General features: G+C 31.2%; 28 protein-coding genes. 4 read left to right on the top strand and 24 right to left on the bottom strand.

The window, feature by feature from the left end:
- Nucleotides 1-10 precede the first annotated feature (10 nt).
- The 12 genes from atpH to prfA all read right to left on the bottom strand — a co-directional run bounded on the left by atpH (nt 11) and on the right by prfA (nt 8320).
- Nucleotides 11-517 (bottom strand): ATP synthase F1 subunit delta, encoded by a 507-nt coding sequence (gene atpH, locus MPAN_RS01770; protein ID WP_176239642.1) that lies wholly within the window; start codon nt 515-517, stop codon nt 11-13.
- Between the two features lie 3 nt (nt 518-520).
- Nucleotides 521-1054: a F0F1 ATP synthase subunit B gene (atpF, locus tag MPAN_RS01765; RefSeq protein ID WP_176239643.1), complete on the bottom strand. Its 534-nt coding sequence runs from the start codon at nt 1052-1054 to the stop codon at nt 521-523.
- Nucleotides 1055-1074: 20 nt separating this feature from the next.
- Nucleotides 1075-1320: an ATP synthase F0 subunit C gene (gene atpE, locus MPAN_RS01760; protein ID WP_176239761.1), complete on the bottom strand. Its 246-nt coding sequence runs from the start codon at nt 1318-1320 to the stop codon at nt 1075-1077.
- A gap of 70 nt (nt 1321-1390) precedes the next feature.
- Nucleotides 1391-2074: a F0F1 ATP synthase subunit A gene (locus tag MPAN_RS01755; protein WP_176239644.1), complete on the bottom strand. Its 684-nt coding sequence runs from the start codon at nt 2072-2074 to the stop codon at nt 1391-1393.
- A complete protein-coding gene (locus tag MPAN_RS01750; RefSeq protein WP_176239645.1) occupies nt 2067-2480 on the bottom strand; it encodes a hypothetical protein in 414 nt (137 codons plus the stop codon). The genes MPAN_RS01755 and MPAN_RS01750 overlap by 8 nt, the downstream gene beginning before the upstream one ends.
- Nucleotides 2458-2706, bottom strand: coding sequence for an AtpZ/AtpI family protein (locus MPAN_RS01745; protein ID WP_176239646.1), 249 nt, complete (start codon nt 2704-2706; stop codon nt 2458-2460). Before MPAN_RS01745 ends, MPAN_RS01750 begins: the two co-directional genes overlap by 23 nt.
- Nucleotides 2693-3319 (bottom strand): uracil phosphoribosyltransferase, encoded by a 627-nt coding sequence (gene upp, locus MPAN_RS01740; protein WP_176239647.1) that lies wholly within the window; start codon nt 3317-3319, stop codon nt 2693-2695. The genes MPAN_RS01745 and upp overlap by 14 nt, the downstream gene beginning before the upstream one ends.
- Nucleotides 3312-3758, bottom strand: a complete 447-nt coding sequence (gene rpiB, locus MPAN_RS01735) for a ribose 5-phosphate isomerase B (RefSeq protein ID WP_176239648.1) — start codon at nt 3756-3758, stop codon at nt 3312-3314. Before rpiB ends, upp begins: the two co-directional genes overlap by 8 nt.
- A 140-nt stretch (nt 3759-3898) precedes the next feature.
- Nucleotides 3899-5719: a translational GTPase TypA gene (typA, locus tag MPAN_RS01730; protein WP_176239649.1), complete on the bottom strand. Its 1821-nt coding sequence runs from the start codon at nt 5717-5719 to the stop codon at nt 3899-3901.
- Nucleotides 5720-5871: 152 nt separating this feature from the next.
- Nucleotides 5872-6408, bottom strand: coding sequence for an L-threonylcarbamoyladenylate synthase (locus MPAN_RS01725; protein WP_176239650.1), 537 nt, complete (start codon nt 6406-6408; stop codon nt 5872-5874).
- On the bottom strand, nt 6408-7256 hold the full coding sequence (gene prmC, locus MPAN_RS01720; RefSeq protein ID WP_176239651.1) for a peptide chain release factor N(5)-glutamine methyltransferase: 849 nt from the start codon (nt 7254-7256) through the stop codon (nt 6408-6410). The genes MPAN_RS01725 and prmC overlap by 1 nt, the downstream gene beginning before the upstream one ends.
- Complete coding sequence (prfA, locus tag MPAN_RS01715) at nt 7256-8320, bottom strand: peptide chain release factor 1 (protein WP_176239652.1); 1065 nt, start codon at nt 8318-8320, stop codon at nt 7256-7258. The genes prmC and prfA overlap by 1 nt, the downstream gene beginning before the upstream one ends.
- A gap of 135 nt (nt 8321-8455) precedes the next feature.
- Here prfA and MPAN_RS01710 point away from each other — a divergent pair, with 135 nt between their 5' ends.
- Nucleotides 8456-8893 carry a Dps family protein gene (locus MPAN_RS01710; RefSeq protein WP_176239762.1) on the top strand — a complete coding sequence of 146 codons (438 nt, stop codon included), beginning with the start codon at nt 8456-8458 and terminating at the stop codon, nt 8891-8893.
- A 53-nt stretch (nt 8894-8946) separates the two neighbouring features.
- Here MPAN_RS01710 and dnaB read toward each other — a convergent pair whose 3' ends face one another.
- Together dnaB and rplI are read right to left on the bottom strand one after the other, a co-directional pair.
- On the bottom strand, nt 8947-10299 hold the full coding sequence (dnaB, locus tag MPAN_RS01705; protein ID WP_176239653.1) for a replicative DNA helicase: 1353 nt from the start codon (nt 10297-10299) through the stop codon (nt 8947-8949).
- A 10-nt stretch (nt 10300-10309) separates the two neighbouring features.
- Nucleotides 10310-12745: a 50S ribosomal protein L9 gene (rplI, locus tag MPAN_RS01700; protein ID WP_176239654.1), complete on the bottom strand. Its 2436-nt coding sequence runs from the start codon at nt 12743-12745 to the stop codon at nt 10310-10312.
- Between the two features lie 232 nt (nt 12746-12977).
- On the opposite strand from rplI, the gene MPAN_RS01695 reads away from it, so the two are divergent.
- The 3 genes from MPAN_RS01695 to MPAN_RS01685 are packed head-to-tail and all read left to right on the top strand — an operon-like array spanning nt 12978 to nt 14370.
- On the top strand, nt 12978-13520 hold the full coding sequence (locus tag MPAN_RS01695; protein ID WP_176239655.1) for a hypothetical protein: 543 nt from the start codon (nt 12978-12980) through the stop codon (nt 13518-13520).
- Nucleotides 13520-13966, top strand: coding sequence for a LytTR family DNA-binding domain-containing protein (locus MPAN_RS01690; protein WP_176239656.1), 447 nt, complete (start codon nt 13520-13522; stop codon nt 13964-13966). The genes MPAN_RS01695 and MPAN_RS01690 overlap by 1 nt, the downstream gene beginning before the upstream one ends.
- Nucleotides 13963-14370 (top strand): DUF3021 family protein, encoded by a 408-nt coding sequence (locus tag MPAN_RS01685; protein WP_176239657.1) that lies wholly within the window; start codon nt 13963-13965, stop codon nt 14368-14370. The genes MPAN_RS01690 and MPAN_RS01685 overlap by 4 nt, the downstream gene beginning before the upstream one ends.
- A gap of 171 nt (nt 14371-14541) precedes the next feature.
- Here MPAN_RS01685 and MPAN_RS01680 read toward each other — a convergent pair whose 3' ends face one another.
- From MPAN_RS01680 to fusA, 10 genes are all read right to left on the bottom strand, one after another.
- Nucleotides 14542-15837, bottom strand: coding sequence for an ISL3 family transposase (locus tag MPAN_RS01680; protein WP_176239658.1), 1296 nt, complete (start codon nt 15835-15837; stop codon nt 14542-14544).
- A gap of 202 nt (nt 15838-16039) precedes the next feature.
- A complete protein-coding gene (gene rpsR / locus MPAN_RS01675) occupies nt 16040-16279 on the bottom strand; it encodes a 30S ribosomal protein S18 (RefSeq protein WP_176239659.1) in 240 nt (79 codons plus the stop codon).
- A gap of 11 nt (nt 16280-16290) precedes the next feature.
- On the bottom strand, nt 16291-16737 hold the full coding sequence (locus MPAN_RS01670) for a single-stranded DNA-binding protein (RefSeq protein WP_176239660.1): 447 nt from the start codon (nt 16735-16737) through the stop codon (nt 16291-16293).
- Between the two features lies 1 nt (nt 16738).
- Complete coding sequence (rpsF, locus tag MPAN_RS01665) at nt 16739-17026, bottom strand: 30S ribosomal protein S6 (protein WP_176239661.1); 288 nt, start codon at nt 17024-17026, stop codon at nt 16739-16741.
- Nucleotides 17027-17137: 111 nt separating this feature from the next.
- A complete protein-coding gene (locus MPAN_RS01660) occupies nt 17138-17599 on the bottom strand; it encodes a CinA family protein (RefSeq protein ID WP_176239662.1) in 462 nt (153 codons plus the stop codon).
- Complete coding sequence (locus MPAN_RS01655; RefSeq protein WP_176239663.1) at nt 17596-18699, bottom strand: S1C family serine protease; 1104 nt, start codon at nt 18697-18699, stop codon at nt 17596-17598. Before MPAN_RS01655 ends, MPAN_RS01660 begins: the two co-directional genes overlap by 4 nt.
- Complete coding sequence (locus MPAN_RS01650) at nt 18689-19462, bottom strand: TatD family hydrolase (protein ID WP_176239664.1); 774 nt, start codon at nt 19460-19462, stop codon at nt 18689-18691. Before MPAN_RS01650 ends, MPAN_RS01655 begins: the two co-directional genes overlap by 11 nt.
- A 104-nt stretch (nt 19463-19566) precedes the next feature.
- Entirely contained in the window at nt 19567-20751 is a 1185-nt protein-coding gene (locus tag MPAN_RS01645) for an MFS transporter (RefSeq protein ID WP_176239665.1), read from the bottom strand.
- A gap of 82 nt (nt 20752-20833) precedes the next feature.
- Nucleotides 20834-22018 (bottom strand): elongation factor Tu, encoded by a 1185-nt coding sequence (gene tuf / locus MPAN_RS01640; protein WP_176239666.1) that lies wholly within the window; start codon nt 22016-22018, stop codon nt 20834-20836.
- Between the two features lie 91 nt (nt 22019-22109).
- On the bottom strand, nt 22110-24182 hold the full coding sequence (gene fusA / locus MPAN_RS01635) for an elongation factor G (RefSeq protein WP_176239667.1): 2073 nt from the start codon (nt 24180-24182) through the stop codon (nt 22110-22112).
- Nucleotides 24183-24184 lie beyond the last annotated feature (2 nt).

The following is a 24184-nucleotide window of genomic DNA, read 5'->3' as shown; positions in this document are numbered from 1 at the left end:
CGTCACCACCTTAAATCATTGTAAATAGCTCTTCTAATTCACGTACAACTGATCTGTCTAAGGATTGACCCTGATATGTGATCTTAATCCCACCAATTAAAGACGTATCTATTGTTTTGTGTAGAGATATTGTTTGTCCTTTAAATCTTGGTTTTAAAACATTTATTAATTTTTCTTCTTGTATATCTGTAATCGGATTTGCTAAATATACGTGAAGATGTGCTATCTTTTGAGATGCGCGCATTAGATGTTTCCATTCTTCGTATGTTTCATCAATGTATTGCATCAAATGCTCTTCTGCTAATGTTTTTAGAAATGATAAAAATAAAGGATCAAAATCCAGTGTATCCATCATCTCCATCTTCTTTTTAAGATTAAGCATAGGTGAATCCATCATCTCAACCCATTTTGGGTTTTTAGAGATTAAACTTCTTAGCTCATCAAAATGAAGATTAATTCGATCTACTTTTTTTTGTTCTACTGCCAGTTGATGCAGTGCTTTAGCATATTTAGTCATAGACTAAATTTCTCTTTCATCTAAGATTTCATCAATGATATCTTGATGAACTGCTTGATCGATTTCTCTTTTCACAATTTTACTTGCAGCTGAAAAAGCAATCTCTTTAATCGATTGTTTAATGTCTTCGTTCGCTTGAGAAATTTCATATTCAACATCTTTTTCTGCTTGTTCTAAGCGACGCTTAACTTCCTCTTTAGCACTGGTAATAAGTTTTTCTTGTTCTTTATATGCTTCTTGAGTAAGTTTATCTTTTAATTGTCTTGTTTCTTCCTTCATGCCTTCATATTCTTTTAAAGATTTTTCTTGTAAAGATTTCGCAATTTGTCTTTCTTGATCAGCTTGATCGATTGCTTCAGATAAAGCAATTTGTCTTTTATCAAGAAATGCAGTTACTTTTTTCCACAAAAATGTTCTTACAAAAAATAACAAGACTAGTAAAGCAAGAATATTTAAAATGACGATGCCAGGATCATTTACAACTGAGTATAATCCTTCTTCAACCATTTCAGTGATTTGATCAAATATTTCGTTCACTAATCATCAATCCCTTTTTTTTATTTTCCTGTTAAAATGAATGCAATAATCAATCCATATAATGCTGATGTTTCTGCAACAGCTTGCCCAATAAGCATAGTTGATGTGATTTTACCTGCAGCTTCTGGTTGACGCCCTACAGCTTCAACTGCTTTAGATGCAGCAATACCTTGGCCAATCGCAGTCCCAAAACCTGTTAATACCGCAATACCAGCTCCAATATAAGCCATACCACTTCTAAAGAATTCATTTGCAACTACTTCCATGACATTTGGTAAAAATGCGTTAACTAAATCAAACATAATTTCTATCTCCTTTTATATTTATATATATTTTTTAATTTTTATTAAAATCTAAATCATCTTCGTCAATCTTAATTGACGCAAAAACAATGGTTAATAAAACTAATACAAGTGTTTGAACTAGACCAAAGCCTATATCAAATACTAAGTGAAACGCTGGAGCTACGATTATTGATGCCCATCCTGTTAATTTATAAACTAACATTAAGATGACTGAACCACTTACAATATTACCAAATAAACGGAGTGCCATTGATAATATTGGTGTTACATCACTAATTAAGTTTAGTGGAAATAACGGCCATAATGGTTTAAATAACCCTAATAAATGTCTCCAACTTTGAGAAATAAATCCAGTCGCTTGAACTACTATAAATGATATGATTGATAAACTAAATGTTATCGATGTATATCTTGTAGGAGCTTCAAGTGCTAGGATACCACTCATATTGGCAACTGCTACATAAAGAGCAAGTGTCAATGTAATCGGTGTTACAAACTTCCAATGTTTACCAATATAGCTTTTAACATAATTGTTAAAAAAATCTATAAATTGGATAACAAGTGTAGCTATGATATTTGGTTTATCCCTAACATCTAATTTTGAAACATAGTTTCCAATTACAACACTAAAGATGATTAATACTAAGATAATGCCTAATGAAGTTAGAAAATAAACTGGTAAATGTGTAAGATAATCTAAAACTTGGTCAAACATCCATATCATCCTCCTTAATGGCTATGATATCTATATCATCTTTTAATCTATGTGATTTAAAAAATGGTGTTGCATAGATAAATATGCCTACTTTAACTGAAAAGAATCCTAATAGTAAAAATATATACACTCTTATCAATTCTGATGTTCCATTTGCTTGTTGATCAAAATAAGCAAATGCTATAACAACTAGATACATTACAAATCTAATCACTAAATGTGTTCCTATTTTTCTTGCATTAAACTTTTCTTTAGTAAGTCTTATGGTTTGTGAGTGATTAAATAATACAGTTGCACTACCTAATACTGCCCAAACAGCATACTCTCTAAAAAAGATTAAAGATACTAAAGCCAGTAAGACTGCATATCCTAATGCGATTAAGTTAATTACGCTTACGTCTTTCATATCTTTCCTCACTTTTAATAAATTGATGGAGTGTCATAAATCCTATAAAAATTCCTATAAACAAACCTGCTGCTGCTAAATAGGTTGCTAGTTCTCCTTCAGGATCCATTTTTCTTCCAATGTAAATACCTAAAACAGACAATCCAATGACTGTAAAAAACATTTGCATAACCATGGTGTAAGTCATCATGATTTTTCTTCTTTTTTCTTTCTTATTTGGTTCCAAATAATCTGTCCCCGCAATCTCCAAGTCCAGGTACAATATATCCATTCTCATTCAAATGAGAATCCATAGCTGCTAAATAAATTGGAACTTCAGGATGTTCAGCATGAATGCGTTTAACGCCTTCAGGACATCCTACTAAACCAACATATCTAATATCTGTTGCTCCTGTACTTTTAACGATTTCTATTGCTTTTGCTGCTGACCCACCAGTAGCAAGCATAGGATCTACCACTAAAACAACACTATCTTTAATGATATCTGGAAATTTAGAATAATAAACTTGAGGTTCTAAACTCACTTCATCTCGATATAATCCAACATGTCCAATCTTTGCAGTTGGAATAATATTATGGATACCTTCAACCATACCCAATCCAGCTCTTAAAATAGGGACAATAACGATTTGTTTTTCTAATTCATAACCTACTGTTTCACATATAGGTGTTTCAATCATTTTTTTTACTGTTGTAAAATCTCTTGTAATTTCATAAGTAATTAATCCACCAACTTCACTTACAGCTTCTCTAAATTCTTTAGTTCCTGTATGCTTATCTCTAATTCTTGTCATCTTGTGATCAATCAATGGATGGTTTAATACAACTAATTTATTCATCATATGACTCCTCGATATCTTTAATTTTATCTATACGCTTTTGATGTCTAGGTTCATAAGTTGCATTCATAAATGCATTAACAATCTTAACTGCATCTTCTTTTTTAGTGGTTCTACCACCTAAAGCGATGATATTTGCTCGATTGTGTTCTTTTGCAAGTCTAGCAGTTAACTCATCATAAACAAGTGCTGCTCTTATGCCTTTAACTTTATTTGCGGCTATTGAAATACCAATACCAGTTCCACAAATAACAATTCCAAAATCATAAGGTTTTGCTAGCACAGCAAGTGCTACTTTTTTCCCATAATCTGGATAATCTACAGATTCATTTGAATTTGTTCCAAAATCATCATAATCAATGTGATTTTTATCAAAATATGATTTCAAATATTCTTTAAGTTCATATCCACCATGATCACTACCAATTGCTAGTTTCATCTCTTCCTCCTTATATCGACATTCCAGTATATATTATAACATAATATATCTTTAATATCTTCAAATATCTCTTTAGAGAAGTATTGTTTTATTGAATAAAAGACGTCAATATAAAAAAGAAAAAGATGTCACCATCTTTTTCATACTTCTCTATTTATTGAATAATAAGCTTTTTTTCTTTCATTAGCTCTTAATATTGTTTTTCTAAGACGAATTGTTTTTGGTGTAATTTCTATAAGTTCATCATCATTTATAAATGCTAAACATGCTTCTAGATTCATATTTTTAGGTTTTTTTAAGATAGTTGTTGAATCTTTACCTGCTGAACGCATATTTGATAATTGCTTTTCTAGAGTTACATTAACAACCATATCTGAATCTTTATTTGCTTCACCAATGATCATGCCTTCATAAACATTCATTCTTGGTTCAACAAACATATCTCCACGTTCTTCTAATTTACCAATTGCATAAGCAGTTGTCATGGATGTATTAATTGAAACTAAAGCTCCAGTTCTTCTATTTCCTACAGTTTCATAAATCATTTTTCTATAATCTAAGAAAACATGAGATATAATACCATATCCTTTTGTAGCTGTTAAAAATTGTGTCATAAATCCAATTAATCCTCTTGATGGCATGATGTATTGAATACGGCTATAATCTCCAAGTTGACTCATAGAGGTTAAATCACCTTTTCTCTCACCAAGCATTTCTATAACAGTTCCCATCGTATCAGTTGGACAATCTATTTGTACTTCTTCATATGGTTCATGTTTCGCACCATCAATAATTTTTACGATAACTCTTGGTCTTGAAACTTGGAATTCAAAATCTTCTCTTCTCATATTTTCAATCAATATGCCTAAGTGAAGTTCTCCTCTTCCTGAAACAATCCATTGTTCGCTATTTCCAATACGTTCTACTTTTAAACTCACATCTTTTTGAGTTTCTTTGTAAAGACGATCTTCAATTTTTGATGCCGTAACATGCTTGCCTTCTTTACCAGCAAATGGAGAATTGTTTGTTAAAAATGTAATTTGAACTGTTGGTTCATCAATATGTAGATGAGGCAAAGCTTCTGTCTTTCCAACTTCACAAATTGTTTCACCAACATGAATATCAGGTAGTCCAGCAATTGAGACAATATCTCCTGAATAGGCTGTTTCAACTTCTATTTTTTCTAATCCCATTGATTGATAAATTTTTTGAATTCTAAAATCAAGTAATGATCCATCCATACGGATACAAGTTACCATATCATTTGCTGATACAGATCCACTATAAATTTTACCAATACCCATACGTCCAACATAGTCGTTATAATCAACTAAAGCTGGTTGAAACAAAAATGACGCTTCGCTATCTTGGTTTGGTTGTGGTATTTCTTTAATGATTGTATCTAAAATAGGTTCCATGCGAATATGTTCATTTAACGTAGGCACATAACTTGCAAGTCCTTGTAGACCTGAAGCATATAATACAGGGAATTCCAATTGATGTTCATCTGCTCCTAAATCAATAAATAGGTCGTAAATTTCATTAACTGTTTTATCAATATCGGCAAATTGTCTATCTACTTTATTAACAACTACTATTGGTAATAATTTAGCTTCTAAAGCTTTCTTTAAAACAAAACGAGTCTGTGGCATAACGCCTTCAAATGCATCGACTAAAAGAAGCACACCGTCAACCATGTGCATAATTCTTTCAACTTCTCCACCAAAATCAGCATGACCTGGTGTATCTAATATATTAATTCGATAATTTTTATAAATGATAGCGGTATTCTTTGCTAAAATGGTAATACCACGTTCTCTTTCTATGTCGTTACTATCTAAAACACGATCGTTCATCTGTTGATGTTCGTCGTATCGTTCACTTTCTTTTAATAATTGATTTACCAACGTTGTTTTACCATGATCAACGTGGGCAATAATTGCAATGTTTCTTATATCCATATAATTCCTCTTTTCATAACCTTATCTATTATATACCTTTTTTGTGTTTTTTTATATAAAAAAGTCCCAAGAAATGGAACTTTATGCGTTATTTCTCGAAAAAGGGGCTATGAAAATGTTATCATTGACTTTAAATAGCTTTATCTTTATTTTTAATCTGAAATATTAATATTTCCTTGTCTTAAAACATTAATATGATCATTAGTTAAATCAACAATAGTTGATGAAATATCGCTCTTGGAAATATCTCCTTGCGGATATATTTCTTTAATAAATAAACCAAATATTTTCTTAATTTCTTCGATATTTGTAAGTGGTTGCTCACCACTTTTATTAAGACTCGTAACTCTTAAGATGCCGTATGTGTCAATAAGCTTTAAAGCTATTGGATGATTGGGCATTCTAACTGCTATTGTATCTTCATTAGTTTTTTCTTTAAAAGTTTTAGTCGTTCTTAAAATGATTGTTAATGCACCTGGCCAATATTTTTTCATAAGCTTTAAACTTAAATCACTGATGATACATATCTCTTTTAATTGATTAATATTTGAGATAAGTATAGGAATCTTTTTCGATTGATCTCTATCTTTTATCTCATATATTTTCTCTAAAGCTTTATCATCATAAAGTTTTGCTGCTAAGCCGTATACAGTATCTGTTGGAATAATAATTAAATCTCCATCAGACATCACTTCAAAACATCTCCAAAACCGATAAATGTAAATCTATCTTTTTGTTGTAAATCTTTCTTTTGCACAATGGTAGCTTCTTTCAAATGCTTTTGAGCAAAACCTCTAATAACATCTTTTTGCATGTATCCATGCTCAAAAGCTATGAGTGAATTTTCTTTTAAAAATGGTTTAATATCTTTTAATATTTTTTCATAAAAATCAACACCTAATTGTCCACCGAATAATGCAACATCAGGTTCTTTTTTTACAATATTTTCTAAAGCTTCTTCATCTGGTATATATGGAGGATTTGATACAATAATATCGAATTTTTGATTAATATTTTTAAATAAATCACTATGAATAATACTAACATCAGCTTTTAATTTATCTTTATTTTTTGAAGCTATTTTTAGAGCATCTAAACTAATATCACTAATTGATACCTTCATATGACTTTCTTCTAATGCAAGCGTGATTCCTATACACCCACTACCAGTTCCAAGATCAAGAACCAAGACTTCTTTTTGGTCAAAATAAGTATCATATAAATATAAAACTTCTTCAACTAATCTTTCTGTTTCACTTCTTGGTATTAAAACATCTTTAGAAACATCAAAAGCATGGCCATAAAAATAAGCATGACCAATTAAGTGTTGTACTGGAATATCTTGGAGTATATATTGATTTAATTTATTTATGAAATCTATTTTAAAAGTTTCGTCAACTTCGTTTTTTAAGTTTAAATAAAATTCATGTGGATCTTGATGAGATAATTCCATTAAAAGCAATTTAACAGCTTCTATTTCTTTATCTTTTTCAAGAGCTTTTTTTGAAGCATCTCTTAACAATTGTTCATAAGTCACTATTCTAATTCTCCTGTTAACTGACGCTTTTGAAATTCATTTAATAAAGGTTCTAGTATAAGATCTAATCTACCTTCTATAATTGCATCTAATCTTTGTAAGGTTAATCCTATTCTATGATCAGAGACTCTATTTTGAGGATAGTTATATGTTCTTATTTTCTCACTTCTATCGCCTCTACCAATTAATTGATGGCGTTTTTCGTCTTCTTTAGCCGCTTGTTCACCTAAGATACGATCATATATTCTTGTCTTAAGAAGGATAAAAGCTTTAGCTTTATTTTCATGTTGAGATTTACCTTCTTGACAACTTACTGCGATATTTGTTGGTACATGTGTTAATCTTACTGCAGATTTTGTTGTGTTTACAGATTGTCCACCTGGACCACTTGAATTGAATGTGTCAAATCTGATATCATTCCAACTGATATCAATTTCAACTTCTTCTGCTTCGGGCATAACAACCACTGTTGCCGTTGAGGTGTGGATACGACCTTGAGATTCTGTTTCAGGGACACGTTGAACACGATGGGTTCCAGACTCATATTTAAGCATTGAATATACAAGCTTACCTGTAATCATAAACTCTATAGATGTATATCCACCCATAGATCCTTCCATTGTATTTAAAATTTCAATTTTCCAATTTTGTGATTCAGCGTATTTTGAATACATTCTAAAAAGATCGCCAGCAAAGATATTACCTTCATCTCCACCTGCAGCACCTTTAATTTCAACGATAACATTTTTGCCATCATTAGGATCTGTAGGTAGAAGTAATATTTTTAGTTTCTCTTCAGATTTTTCTAAAAATGCTTCTAATTTATCAATCTCTTTATTCGCCATTAAAATAAGATCGTCATCATCTTCTAATTCGATCATTTCTTTTAAGTCTTTTAATTCAGTTTCTTTTTCTTTATATAATCGGTAGAGTTCTACAGTTTCTTGAATTCCTGCAGATTCTTTTAGAAGTTCAGTCATTTCTTTGACTTCTAAAGTTCCACTGATTACCTTTTCTTGAATTTCTTCATATTGCTTTTCTATAAGCTTTAGTCTATCAAACATATTATTATCACCTGCTAATTATATTACCATATTTTAAACATTTTTTCCATAGTTTCGTGCAATGCGTATCGGTTGCACTGTATTATAAATAGTGTTATAATTAAGACAGTAAAGAAAAGGAAAGGGTTGGAAATTATTATGGAAAAATTATTCAAAGGATTGAACAAGCAAGTTGCAAACTTAAGCGTTTTTTTCACAAAGTTACATCACTATCACTGGTATGTAGAAGGGCCTCAATTTTATCAATTACATGAAAAATTTGAAGCATTATATGATGAAATGAACGAATTATATGATGGATTCGCAGAAAGATTATTAATGATCGGTGGACAACCAGTATCAAATCTTAAATCTTATTTAGAACTTACTTCATTAAAAGAAGCAAGTGGTAAAGAAGCACCAATGGTTATGGCTAAACACATTTTAAATGATATCAAGCTTATTAATACTGAATTAAAAGAATTGTTATTAGTTGCTCAAGAATTAGGCGATGAAGTAACTGCTGATATGTTAATCGGTACAATTTCAAGTTTTGATAAACACATTTGGATGTTATCAGCAACAACTAAATAATTTAAACTAAAAATAAAAAGGGTCGTTTCTTATGAAACAGCCCTTTTTTTTATTTAATCTCTATATAGTTCTTCTTCTCGATCTTCTTTAGCAGTAAATCTTGAATATTCTGTATCAAATCTAAAACTTAATCTAATACCTGCCATACCTTGTCTATTCTTAGCGATGCTTAATTCAACATCACCAGTTTTCTTTTCTGGATCATGGATGTAATAATCTCCACGATATAAAAACATAACGATATCGGCATCTTGTTCAATAGCTCCAGATTCACGAAGATCTGCTAATACAGGTCTTTTATCTTCACGCTTTTCAACTTCACGAGATAATTGTGATAAAGCAAGAATTGGAATTTTTAATTCTCTAGCCATTTGTTTTAAGCTTCGAGATATTCTTGCAACTTCTTCTTGTCTATTTCCTGATTTAGAATCACCTTTAATTAATTGTAGGTAATCAATAATGACAAAGTCTAGTTTACCTTCTTGTGATAATTTTCTACATTTAGCTCTAATATCAGCAACTGTAACACTTGCAGAATCATCAAATGAAATATTTAATAAAGATAAAGACTGTATACCACCTTCAAGATGTTGCCATTCTTTTGAAGTTAGATTACCAGTTTTTATTTTATTATTTTCAACATTTGCTTCAGTAGAAAGCATACGTGCAGCAAGCTGTTCGTTACTCATTTCAAGTGAGAAAATCGCAACGCCACTTTTACCTTCTTTATTATGTTTAGCAATATTTAAAGCAAGATTCATCGCAAGAGCTGATTTCCCCATAGAAGGTCTAGCTGCTAATATGATAAGTTCCTCTGGTTGAAGCCCAGCAGTTAGGCGATCTAGATTTTCAAATCCAGTATGAAGGCCAGTAATACCGCCTTTTTTATTTCTATTTTTTTCTGTTTTTTCTTTAACTTGTTGTATAACTTCTGAGATGATTGCAAAAGCTGATGTTTTTCTTTTTTGCGCTAATGCAAAAATACGTTCTTCAGCATTTGTTAAATAATCTTTGGCTTCTATTTCACCTTGAAATCCTTCTTTAAGAATTTCATCAGCTAAATTAATGACCTGTCTTTTTAAAGATCCATCTTTAACTAAATCAATATAAGTTTCGATATGCGCTGTAGATGGCACAAAATCAGCTAAATCAAGGATGTATTTCATACCTCCAGCTTTAACTAAGTTTTGAGTTTGTTCTAATTTAGATCCTACACTTGCATAATCGATTTTTAGATTTTCATTATATAAATCTTGCATAGCTTGATAAATCAAGATATGAGATTGCTCAAAAAAATCCTCTTTGCTAAGTTGATCGATAACAGCAGTGATTATCTTTGGATCTATAAATATTGCGCCTATAACAGATTGCTCTGCCTCTTTATGATACGGTAAACTTTTTGCCATAATTAAGATCCTACTTTTCTACGATATGTACTTCAAATTGCGCCTTAATTTCTTTATTTAGTGTTACAAATGCTGTATAAATTCCAACAGAATTTATTTCAGATTGCAATTCTACTTTTTTCTTATCAATTAAAATATGATGTTCTTTTTCAAATTCTTCAACAATTTGTTTTGTTGTAATAGCTCCAAAGAGTTTTCCATCTTTTCCAATTTGAATACCTAACGTTACTTTCTTTCCATCAATTTCACCTTTTAAAGATTTCATTAATGCAATATGTCTTTGATTTGCTTCTAAGATTTCCTGTTTTTCTTTTTCTAATGCATCAAGGGCTTCATCAGTTGCAAGAACTGCCTTTTTTTGATTGACAAGAAATTGACCATACCCGTTTGCAACTTCGATAATTTGATTTTTCTTACCTTTACCTTTTACATCTTCTTGTAATATAACTTTCACGATTTCTCCTCCTTGACCATATTCTAATTCTATCATGTTTTTTAAATCATCCACGACTTCTTTAATTGATCTATTTTTTATTTGAGCAGCTGCGACACTAAAGTGTCCGCCTCCGCCAATTGCTTCTAATAATACTTGTACATTAACCTTTTGAAAACTTCTAGCACTAATACCTATGGTATCTTCACTCATTCTTGAAATTGTAAATGCAGCATCTATATCATTAATTTGTAGTGCAGCATCAGCAACTTGTGCTAATAAAATTCTGTCATCATAAATATCTCTGGTCACTACAAATGCAAAATGCCCTAAAAAGATTTCTACATGACTTAATAATTTATTAATTTCCATGGTTCTTAAAAAGTCTTTTCTAAGCCATGTTTTAACTTCTGATGTATCCGCACCTAAGTCTTTTAATTGTGCAGCTACTTCAAATGTTCTTGATCCAGTTCTATAGACGAAATTATTGGTATCTACAACCAATCCAGCATACATCATGGTAGCTTCAACAGGTGAAATATGAATTTCTTCGTTCATATTATAAAATCCTAGAAGTTCCATTACAAGCTCTATGGTAGATGATGCTGAAGATTCAATAACTGAAAACATTGCATTAAATCCTTCATCTCCAACTCTATGGTGGTCAATGACGATAATCTGTTCTGTTTTTGTTAAAACTTCTGCATTCATCGCAATCTTAGGCGATTGCGTATCTAATATCATAAGTGTTGATTGACTATCTAATAGTTCTAAAGCTTCTTTAGTTGTAATCATATGTTCTAATATTTCTTTAATGTCATCTTTGACAATATTTATGATTTTTTGAACGGTACGATCCATTTTATCCATATCTACAATCAGATAAATTGGTTTATTAGAAACTTTGGCCATGTGATAACAAGCAATCATCGATCCAAATGCATCCATATCTGCTTGATTATGTCCCATAATAAAAACCTTACTTGAATGGTCAATAAAATCTTTTATCGTTTGAGCATTAATTCTAACGCCAACTCTAGAACTTTTACTTGATGCATCATTTTTAGCACCAAAATATATAATCTTTTGATTTTGAATATTAACCACAACTTGATCTCCACCACGCTTTTCAGCAAGCTCGACTGCATTTTGTGCATAAACACCTAATGCTTCATAATCAATATCCCAAGAAGCAATACCCATTGAAATAGAAACTCTTACTTTATTTTCATTAGAGATATCTCTTATCTTATCTAAGAGTTCAAATTTTTTCTCAATCATTAAATCAAGATTTTTACGATAACAAATTAAAAAGATACGTTCATCAGAATAAGGTTTTAAATATCCATCATATAAATGAGCCCAGTCATTAATTGCAGCTAAGTATTCACCTTTAAGTGATGATTGTTCTGAAACATCTAGTGAGCCTAAAGCTTCATCTAAATTATCGAGATAAATAATACCTAAAGCTGGTATTTGTTCGCTATATTTTTTTCTTACTTCTTCTCTTTCAGTTACATTAAATAAATAAAAGAAATTGATATCTGGTCTATATGTTACATCATATTGATTACCTTTAATATCAACAATAAATTTTACTTTATTTGAATTTGCTTGTGAATAAAGTTTTTCACTGATATCCTTAAGATTTTTTCCATCAATTTTTTGTTCAAATATAATTTTTGCATGAGGGTTAGCCCATTTAACTTCAAAAGTTTCATCGCATGCAATCACACCAATCGGAAGTTCGTTAAAAACTTCATCACCAACTTGATTCACATGGTAGGATAGTTTTGTCCACATAGATAGACGATTTTGTAAAGTTTTAATCTTTTGTCTTGTTTGAAAATTTAAATTATAATATAAGCCTACGAACACAACAACAACACTAAAGATTAAAAAAGAAAAACTTAAAATTTCTTCAATTGACTCAAAAGAAGCATATGGTAAAAATAAATAAATACTTAATCCTAAAAGAACTAAGACGCTTCCTAACAAAATCCAACGTTTCATATGGCTCACCTACTTTAGTCATATTATATCAATAATATGACCCTTTTTCAATCAAATAAGGTCGTATAAACCATTATCACAAATAAAAGGGTTTTTCACATAATGATATGTGTTATTTTATGATAAAATATAGAAAATAACACCTTATGTAGTCAATCTTGCATCTTATGAACTTTTAAATGACAATCAACATTTTCTTTGTTATGATACAAGCATGAAGGAGGTGATTGATATGAAAACGAAATTATTATATGTTGGTTTATCAATATTTATTTTATCAGCATTAGTTTTTGTAGGTCTAACATTAAAAACATCTGAAACAGATTTATCTAGTCTAAATGGCGAAGTACAATTAATTTCACAACAAATTGATGAACAAGATGTTGCGACAATAGATTCTATTTTCACAGATTTGAAATCAGAAATTGATATACAAAAAGCATTAATACAAGAAAATCTTGAAACCATTGAAACTCTTAAAGCCTATATTGAAGCTAATGAAGTAGAACTTTCTAGAAAAGATTTAATCTACATTAAATTATCAATGGGTGAAATCAAAACATATAGAAGATTATTTATAAATACATTTGATCTTATGAAAGATGAATTTATCGCTATAGAAGGTCAATATGATACTTTAACTGAAGATGAAAAATCTGAAGTGAAACAAAATATTACTGATATCATAACTTATAGACTTGTCTTACTAGAAAAAGTAAACTTAGAGTTAACAAATATTATAGATTTAGTTCAAGTATATGAAGAGGAAATTTAATGAAATTGACGATTGTAAAAGACAAAAACCAAAAAGAAATTGAAATTATAATCAAATGCCAAAATGAAGATGAAAAAGTTGAAGAGATTAAAAATGCTTTAACTTATTACAATCTTCATTTAGTATGCAAAAAAGATGACCAATTCTTTCAATTAGATCCTCATGATATTTATTATATTGATGCACTTGGTCATCAAGTATTTGTCTATACAAAACAAGATGTATACAATATCGATCAAAAACTATATCAACTTGAAGAGAAATTAGCTTTTACACCTTTTTTAAGAGTAAATAAAAGCACGATTGTAAATACAAAAAAGATTGTTAAATTTAAATCTTTTATCAATGGCCGCATGGAAGCAAGATTAGACAATGATGATCGAGTTATGATTTCAAGATTGTATGTGAGTAAACTAAAAGAAAAACTAGGAGGTCAAAACACATGAAAAAATATGCAGATATATACCTAAAAAGTTTTTTCTTTATGAGTCTTTTGTTTCTGATACTATCTATTATCGTTTATAGAAGAACAGATTTGAAAATGCCTTTTGCTCTGGTCTCTTATGGCATATTCATCGTTTCTATCTTCTTATCTTTTAGTATATGGTTATTTAAGCTAGAGGAAGGTAATGGTCTTATACACGCAATCATTGGATATTTAGTATTAATCCCAGCTATTCTTGTGATTAGAAATGTTTATGGAACAGCTTTATTTAGATTTTCATCGTTTATTTATATTGTATTTATCTTTGTAGGTATTATTTATGGTATTGTATTTTATATCGTCTCTAAAAAATATAAAAAAGAAGTTGATCAACTTAACGACATGATCAACCATAAAGAATCATAATTAATTGAATTTTAAAACAAATAAAGGCCCTGTAAAATAGATGGTGGCAAGTAAGAAAACCGCTGTCCAAAATATGGTGGCAAAACACCGCTGTAAAATAGGTGGTGGCAGAGAAATAAAAGCACTTGAAGTGAAAACTTCAGGTGCTATTTTTCTAGCTAAACATGATAATTATTTTAATTTAATGGGAACATCTTTATTAATGGAGAAAATTAAGCGGTTTCTTAATCTATAAAAGTTTTTAATACCATTTGAAGATTTGATGACTGTTTTTATTCTTGAATTAACACCCTCAATAGGACCATTTGAAAGTCGTCTATTGTCCACCCTATAAAAAGAATTTTTGATCTCAATTTTCCATCGTTGAATCATCTTTCCAAAATCCCTGAACAGTCGATGATCGTGATTTTTAAACAGACGTATAAGATCGTCAAGTTCTTCATCACAAGTTTCATACTCTGCGGTTAAGTTAAATTCTTGATATCTCTCTTTTAGACGATAAGCAGATTTGAGTATATCATCTATGGATAATAAGTAATCAAGAATTGTAGATTTATGCCAAGAGGTTTGAAGTTTTTGTATACGAATCTTTCCATCAAAAATATTCTCGTAGTTTTTAAGAAAAAAATAGTGAAACTTCTTTAGCATATAATAATACATATCCTCATGTATTGGATTACTTTTGTGTGATTTATATTTATTCATGACTTCAATTCTTATATGGCGTATCGCCTCATTTAAGTTTCTAATGATATGAAATGAGTCTACAGCAATTAAAGCATGAGGAAACGCCCGTTCAATAACTTCCTTGTAAGATGGCCACATATCAATAACAAATGCCTTTACACGAATCTTCTCAGCTTTGGGAAATCTTGAAAAAACTTTAATCAAGTAATTTTTATGCCTTGTTGGATAAATATCAATAAGTTTATGATTCCTAAAATCAAAAAGGACGCAAGCATACTTATATTTTGAGACTTTTGAAGTATAGAACTCATCCATACAAATAACTTCTGGAAGAAGTCTTCTCCTGGCCTCGACAAAATGATCAAAGATGTTGATAACTGACTGTTTAGAAACAAAGTAAGCATTAGCTGCAGAAGTAAAGGTATGTGTATAATCTTTTAAATGTTCTAAAATAGATAATTTAGTGTACGTTGATATAGATTCATATCTTTTAGAAAAAGGATTTTTTTCATAAAAGACTTTCCCACAGCATAGACATTTATATCTTCTAGCATAATAGATAAGAAGATACTTCTTGTCTATGAGAACACTATGGGTAATAGATCTAATTCTGAAACTATGGAAACGCTCAGTCTCATTCAGACAATTTGGGCATGTTTGAGGAGACTTAAAAAGTTTAATATGCATCTCAATTAGACCTTCTAAAGAAATAGAACTTATCGATTCAATTAAATGATCGATATGTTCGAGATTAAGTAGTTTTATGGTATCATCATTCATGAAGACCTCTCTTTCTACTATTTAGCTAGACACTATAATTGTAGCATAAGAAGAGGTCTTCTTTTTAAACCTAAAAGACCCTTTAAAATAAATGGTGCTCTGCCACCACCTTTTGGACAGCCTATCTTTAGCCACCATCCTTTTTACATAACTCAAATAAAAAAAGTGTTGCAAATGCAACACTTTTTGTTTGTTTTTTTTATTAGTCTTTAACAAATGGTAGTAATGCCATATGGCGTGCTCTTTTAATAGCTACTGCTAATGGGCGTTGCCATTTAGCTGTTGTGCCAGTAACACGTCTTGGTAATATCTTACCGCGGTCTGTAATAAAACGTCTTAATAACTCAACATCCTTAAAATCTATATGTTGAACTTTATTTTGTGTAAAGTAACAAACTTTTTTACGTCTTTTAAAACCGCCACGTCTATTATTGTTTTGCATGTTCTTCCTCCTTAAAATGGTAGATCTTCTTCAGCAGCAAGTTGTTTTGATGTTTCATAAAACTCGTCACTGTCTTTTTCGTTATGACTATCGTCAGTGTATGTTGATTCTGTTCTGTCATTAGATGAAGATGATGAATCACCTTTGTTTTCTAAAAACTGTACAGAGTCACAAACAACATCAGTTGTATAACGTGTGATTCCGTCCGCTTCATACTTTCCTGTTTGAATACGGCCTTCCACACCTAAAAGTGCACCTTTTTTTATAAAGCGTGCTAAATTGTCTGCTTGTCGTCTCCACACAATACATTGTATGAAGTCAGCTTGTCTTTCACCTGATTGGTCTGTAAATTGACGATTTACAGCAAGCGTAAAGTTTACGAAATTAATATTTGATTGTGTAGATTTAAGTTCAGGATCTTTTGTGATTCTTCCCACTAAAACAACTCTATTAATCATATTATTCGCCTTCCTTTACAACGATAAATCGAATGACCGTTTCAGTAATTCTTACGACACGGTTAAATTCAGCAATTGCTTCTGGAGTTGCATTTGCAAGCAACCAAACGTAATAGCCTTTTTTATGATGATCGATCTCATAAGCTAAGTCTTTTAGCCCCAACTCTTTAAGTTCAAGAACTTCACTATTGAAATTTACAAATATTTCGTTAAAATGATTAACAATTTGCTTGATGTTCTCGCTCTCTACAGTTGGACGGATGATATACATAACTTCGTATTTTTTCATCTGTTCCACCTCCTTCTGGTCTATGGTCTTTGATAAGACAAGGATTATATCTTACGCCAAATAATTATATCATAATATTAGATATATTACAATAATATCCTTTATATTTTTTTAAATGATTTCATATACCTTTTGATAAATAAAATCTATTGAATCTCTTATGTTTTTTTCTCTTTGTTGATTCTTAAAAATCAGATGATAATTCGTATATTTTTGTTGATATAAAATAGTGATAAATGCTTCTAGTTTTTCAGTGTTCTTTTCATAGGTAGGTCCAGCATTTCCAGTAATAGAAATACAAAGCTCTGCCTGAGTTTGATCGAAAATACCTAAAGCCATTTGATTAGAAACTTCCTTGCTTACTATTGAATACTCATCTATAACTTTTGCATCAACGTTTAATAATTGTTCTTTAATTTTTCTTTGATATGATATGACACTACCTATAACAACCTTAGATGCATTTGGATATTTAACCATTTCATAGGTTAAAGCTCCTCCTGTCATACTTTCAGCAAATGCCATTGTAATGCCTTTTTCTAAACATTTATCGAATGTTTTTTTACTTATCATGATAATATAATGCTTACAGTGAATTCTTGGAAAATGCCATCAACATTTCTTAATACTTTAAGTTCATGTACATCACCAAATTCTGCATCTTCTAATTGTGCTGCAAGATCTGCTATCTCAGTAATAGCGATACCATTCATTTCAATAATCAAATCAAATTCTTCTAATTGTAGGTATGCATTTCTTGTTAAATCAAATCCTACGATTACAACACCAACAGGGTCAACTGGAAGTAAAGAAGCATCATTTTCTAATAAGAATGTATCTATTTCTTGTATAGTCACACCTAAGCGAGGTTTTCTTACAACTGCTTCATAGTTTGCTTCAGCAAAATTTCTAATTGTTGGAGCTATCTTATTGATATTTAATGAATAGTTTAATCCTTCAGCTGCAATCGTTCCATCTACGGTTGGAATATCTGCAACTTTAGCAACATTAATACCTATTAAATCTCCATTTAGATTAAATAAGGGACCACCACTATTGCCTGGATTTAATTCTGCATCATGCATAAGAGCTAGGCCAGGAATACCATTATAAGCATATGTTGTTAAACTCACAACACCTGAAGTTACATAGTTAAATTTATCTAAGTCTTGTGGAGAACCAATTGCAAAAACATCTTGACCTTTGATAATTTCTGTAATTGTATTATCATCAATTGGTCCAACATGATGTACTCTAAGTTCTCTTGTTGTTTCAATTCTAACAACTGCTATATCAAAAAGTTCATATCCTTGGAAATCAACAACATCAATATCATCTTGACCAACTCCAAAATGAATTTTCATTTCTCCACCATCTTCAACAACATGATAGTTAGTCAAAATATAGTATCTTGTTAATCCTTCTTCTATAACTTCTTCAGGATCTTCTGAAGTCACTAACTCAGATTTATATATAATTCCAGATCCATGACCAGTTTCAGTCATAACTGCAACTACTGATGGTTCTACTTCTGCAATCATATCAATTCTTAGTTGTTCATAAGTTGATGGAGATTCATATAAAACATCAGCTCTAGTCTGTAATGTACATCCAATGAGTGATAGAGTAAGTAGTAAAGTTAAAATGCTTAATAATATTTTTTTATGTTTCATGATTATTTCCTCCTATATGAAATAGTTTATATGCATTTTGAGTTGTTATGTTGCTGACATCTTCAACTGATAAGTTTTTGATTTCTGCAATCTTTTTAACAACCTCAAATAGATAACTTGGTTCATTTCTTTTGCCACGATATGGCATTGGTGCTAAATATGGACTATCTGTTTCTACTAAAATATGTTTTAAATCTATCTGCTCTACGATAGGTAGTATATCTTTAGGATTCTTAAATGTAATGGGTCCATCAACACCTATATAAAATCCAATATCAACAGCTTTTTTAGCATCATTTACTGTTGAAGAAAAACAATGAAAGACGCCAAATGCTTTATCTTTATAAGGTTTGATTGTTTCATAAGCCTCATTAAAAGAATTTCTTGTATGAATAATTAAAGGCATTTGATGTTTAATTGACAATTTAATTTGTGCGATAAACATTTCGATTTGTCTATCTGTTTTGTCTTTTGTCCAATATAGATCTAAGCCAGTTTCACCGATTGCAACCACTTTAGGATGATTTAATAGTGATTCTATAAAATCAGTATTACTATCATCTACATATCCAGGATGAAGTCCTACTGAAGCATAAACATGCTCGTATGTTTCTGCGATTTTAATTGCTTTTAGGCTTGTTTTTTCATCCATGCCTATAACAATTAACTTTTGTATACCTTTGTCAAATGCTCTTTTAATTACTTCATTTAAGTCTTTATCATAGTCTTCTACATTTAGATGTAGATGTGTGTCAACAATCATTTTCATCATATCCTTTGAATATTTCTATTTTATCACAAAATAAGAAAAAAAAGAGGAATTTAGCCTCTTCTTTAACATTTAACATATTTCAAAAATATCCTATATTAAACTTTGATTTTTCTAATCATTAACACAACAGTATACGCAACTCCTAAAAGGATAAGTGCTGTAACAGTTAAAATTGCTTGTGTTCCTAAAACAAAAGCTAAAGTGGTCATTAAAATCCCACTAAATATTTGACCTATACCATCAATTTGTCCAAAGGTAGACATAACAGTTGCTTTGATATTTGAAGGGATTTGACGCGCTTGTATGCTTGTATATAGAGGATCTAGTCCTTGTCTTGTCATCCTAAAAAAGAAGAACCCACCTATTGCGATATATGGATTAACCATATACGCAAACAATAATAATCCTAAACTCATTAAAAGAGTTAGTCCTAAAAACCATTGATATGTTTTTATACCTTCTTTAACAAATCGTTTTATGATAAGCAACATCACAAAGCCTAAAACTGCCATCATCATATGCATGGCACTTACTACATAAATGGAATCAAGTTGACCAAAAACAGTTAAACTAGCTTTATCTAGAATAATAAATTCTTCTAAGCGATCAATACCCTCACTATAAAGACCTAACAAAAATGCAGTGACTACAAATATCTTTAACATTGGATGATTAAAGATATGTTTTAATCCTTTTTTAAATTGAACAAACATAGAATGTGTTTGTTTTTCTCTTTTGACTTTTTCTTTCATCACAACTATCAAAGATAAACTTAATAAAAAATATAATATTGCACTAATAAGCATTGGTAATCTGATATCAATAATACCTAATGCAAACGCACCTGCAATACCTAAAATGGTCATAATTTTACTAACGGTATTGGCCTTAATATATGTATGTTCTATTTTTTCATTATGCGTTTCATCTGAAACCCATGCATCAAGTGCACCAGAAATAAAGGTATATCCAAATCCCCAAATAATTTGTGCAACAAATATCCATATGAATTTTAAGGTTGCTAATTCGACTAAAAAACCTAGCCCAATAATAAAATATCCAATAATCACGCTCAATTTCCTTGAATACTTATCAGCTACTAAGCCAGTAGGTATCTCAAAAAAAATGACTGCAATCTCTAACGCAGTACCTAATAAGATTAATTGATATGGTTCTAATTTAGCTAAATCAATTCTATAAACGATTGCTGCTGTCATCATCATGGTCATTGCTAAATTAAGAATACTTACTTGTAGGATATATAGTTTCTTTGGATTCATATAAACCTCTCACATCTATTTTACCTTAAAAAAGTGCATAAAAAAAGAGACTTTCGTCTCTTTTAAGTTATTGTTTTAAATACTATTCAATAATTTTAACTACTGAACCAGCACCAACAGTACGTCCACCTTCACGAATTGAGAACTTAGTTCCTTCTTCGATAGCGATTGGATGAATTAATTCTACGTTCATAACTGTATTATCACCAGGCATAACCATTTCAGTACCTTCTTGAAGTGTAATAACTCCTGTTACGTCAGTTGTACGGAAATAGAATTGAGGACGATAGTTTGAGAAAAATGCTGTATGACGTCCACCTTCTTCTTTTGATAAAACGTATACTTGTGCTTCAAACTTAGCGTGTGGATTAACTGATTTAGGTTTAGCTAATACTTGACCACGTTCAACTTGTTCACGGTTGATACCTCTTAATAAAGCACCAATGTTATCTCCAGCTTCTGCGTAATCTAATAATTTTCTAAACATTTCAACACCAGTTACAACTGTAGTTTTAGTATCTGTTAAACCAACTATTTCTACTTGGTCTCCAACTTTAACTTGACCACGTTCAACACGGCCTGTAGCAACTGTTCCACGTCCAGTAATTGTAAATACATCTTCAACTGGCATTAAGAATGGTTTGTCTGTTTGACGAACTGGAGTATCGATATAAGTATCAACAGCTTCCATTAATTCTTCAATAGCTCCAATCCATTTTGGATCTCCGTTTAATGCACCAAGTGCAGATCCACGGATCACAGGAATGTCATCACCTGGGAAATCATATTCTGATAATAATTCACGAACTTCCATTTCAACTAAGTCTAAAAGTTCTTCGTCATCTACCATGTCACATTTGTTTAAGAAAACAACTAACTTAGGTACTCCAACTTGACCAGCAAGTAAGATATGTTCACGAGTTTGAGGCATAGGGCCATCTGCAGCAGATACAACTAAGATTCCGCCATCCATTTGTGCAGCACCAGTAATCATATTTTTTACGTAGTCAGCATGTCCTGGGCAGTCAACGTGTGCATAGTGACGAGCTTCTGTAGCATATTCAACGTGTGCTGTATTAATTGTAATACCACGTTCTTTTTCTTCTGGTGCACTATCGATTGATGCATAATCTTTAATGTCTGCTAATCCTTTTCCAGCTAATACTGTAGTAATTGCAGCAGTTAAAGTAGTTTTACCATGGTCAACGTGACCAATTGTTCCAACGTTAACGTGTGGTTTTGTTCTTTCAAATTTTTTCTTTGCCATTTTAATAGTTCCTCCTATTTTTTGATTGATTTTTTGATTTTATATATCATATTTATTTTATATTAATTTTTATGATTTTGCAAGCATCGAACTAGTTCATGCCACGCTTTTTCATAATTTCTTCCATAATTGATTTTGGACAACGGTCATAATGACTAAATTGCATCATAAACGTTGCGCGACCTTGAGTATTTGAACGAAGAGATGTTGCATAACCAAACATTTCTGCCAAAGGCACAAATGAACGAATTGCTGCTGCATTTCCTCTTGTTTCTTGACTCTCCATACGTCCACGTCTTGATGTAATATCACCAATAACGTTACCAACATAATCATTTGGAACAACGACTTCAACATCCATAATTGGTTCTAGTAATATTGGAGCACATTGTGTTCTAGTTTCTCTTAAAGCCATAGAAGCTGCAATTTTAAACGCCATTTCTGATGAATCCACTTCATGGTATGATCCATAATGTAGAGTTGCTTTAATGTCAATTGCAGGATAACCAGCAATGATACCATTAGGCATTGATTCTTCTAAACCTTTTAAGACTGATGGAATGTATTCTCTAGGAATTACACCACCAACAATTTTATCTACGAACTGGAATCCTTTACCAGGATTTGGTTCAAACTTGATGATAACATGTCCATATTGTCCACGCCCACCAGATTGTCTAACAAACTTAGATTCGATATCAGCTTCTTGACTAATTGTTTCACGATAAGAAACTTGAGGTTCAGCAACATTAGCTTCTACCTTAAATTCTCTTTTCATACGATCAACAATAATATCTAAGTGAAGTTCACCCATACCAGCAATAATTGTTTGTCCAGTTTCATGATCTGTAAATGTTTTAAACGTTGGATCTTCTTCTGCAAGTTTTACAAGAGCAACATTCATTTTATCTTGATCTTGTTTTGTTTTAGGTTCAATCGCAACATTGATAACAGGTTCAGGGAATACCATAGATTCTAAGATGATATCATCTTTTTCTAAAGTAAGTGTATCTCCTGTTGTAGTATTCTTAAGTCCAACAACTGCTGCTATATCGCCTGCGAATACTTCTTTAATTTCTTCACGGTGATTGGCATGCATTTGAAGAATACGTCCAAATCTTTCTTTTTTATCTTTGTTTGTGTTTAATACATATGATCCAGCTTCTAATTTTCCTGAATACACTCTAAAGAATGTCAAACGTCCAACATATGGGTCTGTCATAACTTTAAATGCTAGCGCAGTAAATGGTTCATCATCATTTGATTTACGTTTTACTTCGTTTCCATCTGAGTCTAATCCTGTTACTGATTCTACATCAGTAGGAGCAGGAAGATAATCGATAACTGCATCTAATACAAATTTAACACCTTTATTTTTAAATGAAGATCCACACACAACTGGGAAAAATTTAACAGCTAATGTGCCTTTTCTAATTGCTTTTTTGATTTTATCAATAGATACGTCTTCACCTTCAAGGTAACTCATCATAATGTCTTCATCAAAATCCGCAACTGCTTCAATTAATTCTAATCTTTTTTCTTCGACAATGTCAGCCAAATGAGCAGGTATAGCAATTTCTTTAGTAACTTCTTCTGAGTTACCGTCGAAATGATATGCTTTTTTCTCAATTAAGTCAATAATACCATCAAATTCTGATTCAGCGCCGATTGGCCATTGAATAGGAACTGCTTTAACACCTAAACGATTATGAATCGTTTTGATAGCTCTAGCAAAATCCGCACCAATTTTATCCATTTTATTAATATAGACAATTCTTGGAACTTTATATTCAGTAGCTTGTCTCCAAACTGTTTCAGTTTGAGGTTCAACTCCTGCTTGTGCATCTAGTACTGTAACAGCACCATCAAGCACACGCAATGATCTAGATACTTCTACTGTAAAATCAACGTGACCTGGAGTATCGATAATATTAATCTTATGATCTTTCCAGAAAGCTGTTGTAGCTGCTGAAGTAATCGTAATACCGCGCTCTTGTTCTTGAGCCATCCAGTCCATTGTAGCTGCACCATCGTGAACTTCACCCAGTTTATGAATTTTACCAGTGTGGAATAAAATTCTCTCTGTAGTTGTTGTCTTTCCAGCGTCAATATGGGCCATGATGCCAATATTACGCACTTTGTTTAATGGGAATACACGAGGCATAA

The sequence above is a fragment of the Mariniplasma anaerobium genome (assembly GCF_016865445.1).
Lineage (GTDB): Bacteria > Bacillota_I > Bacilli_A > Acholeplasmatales > Acholeplasmataceae > Mariniplasma > Mariniplasma anaerobium.
Note: the sequence above shows the minus strand (reverse complement) of the source record. Positions and strands in the feature narration are given on the sequence as shown.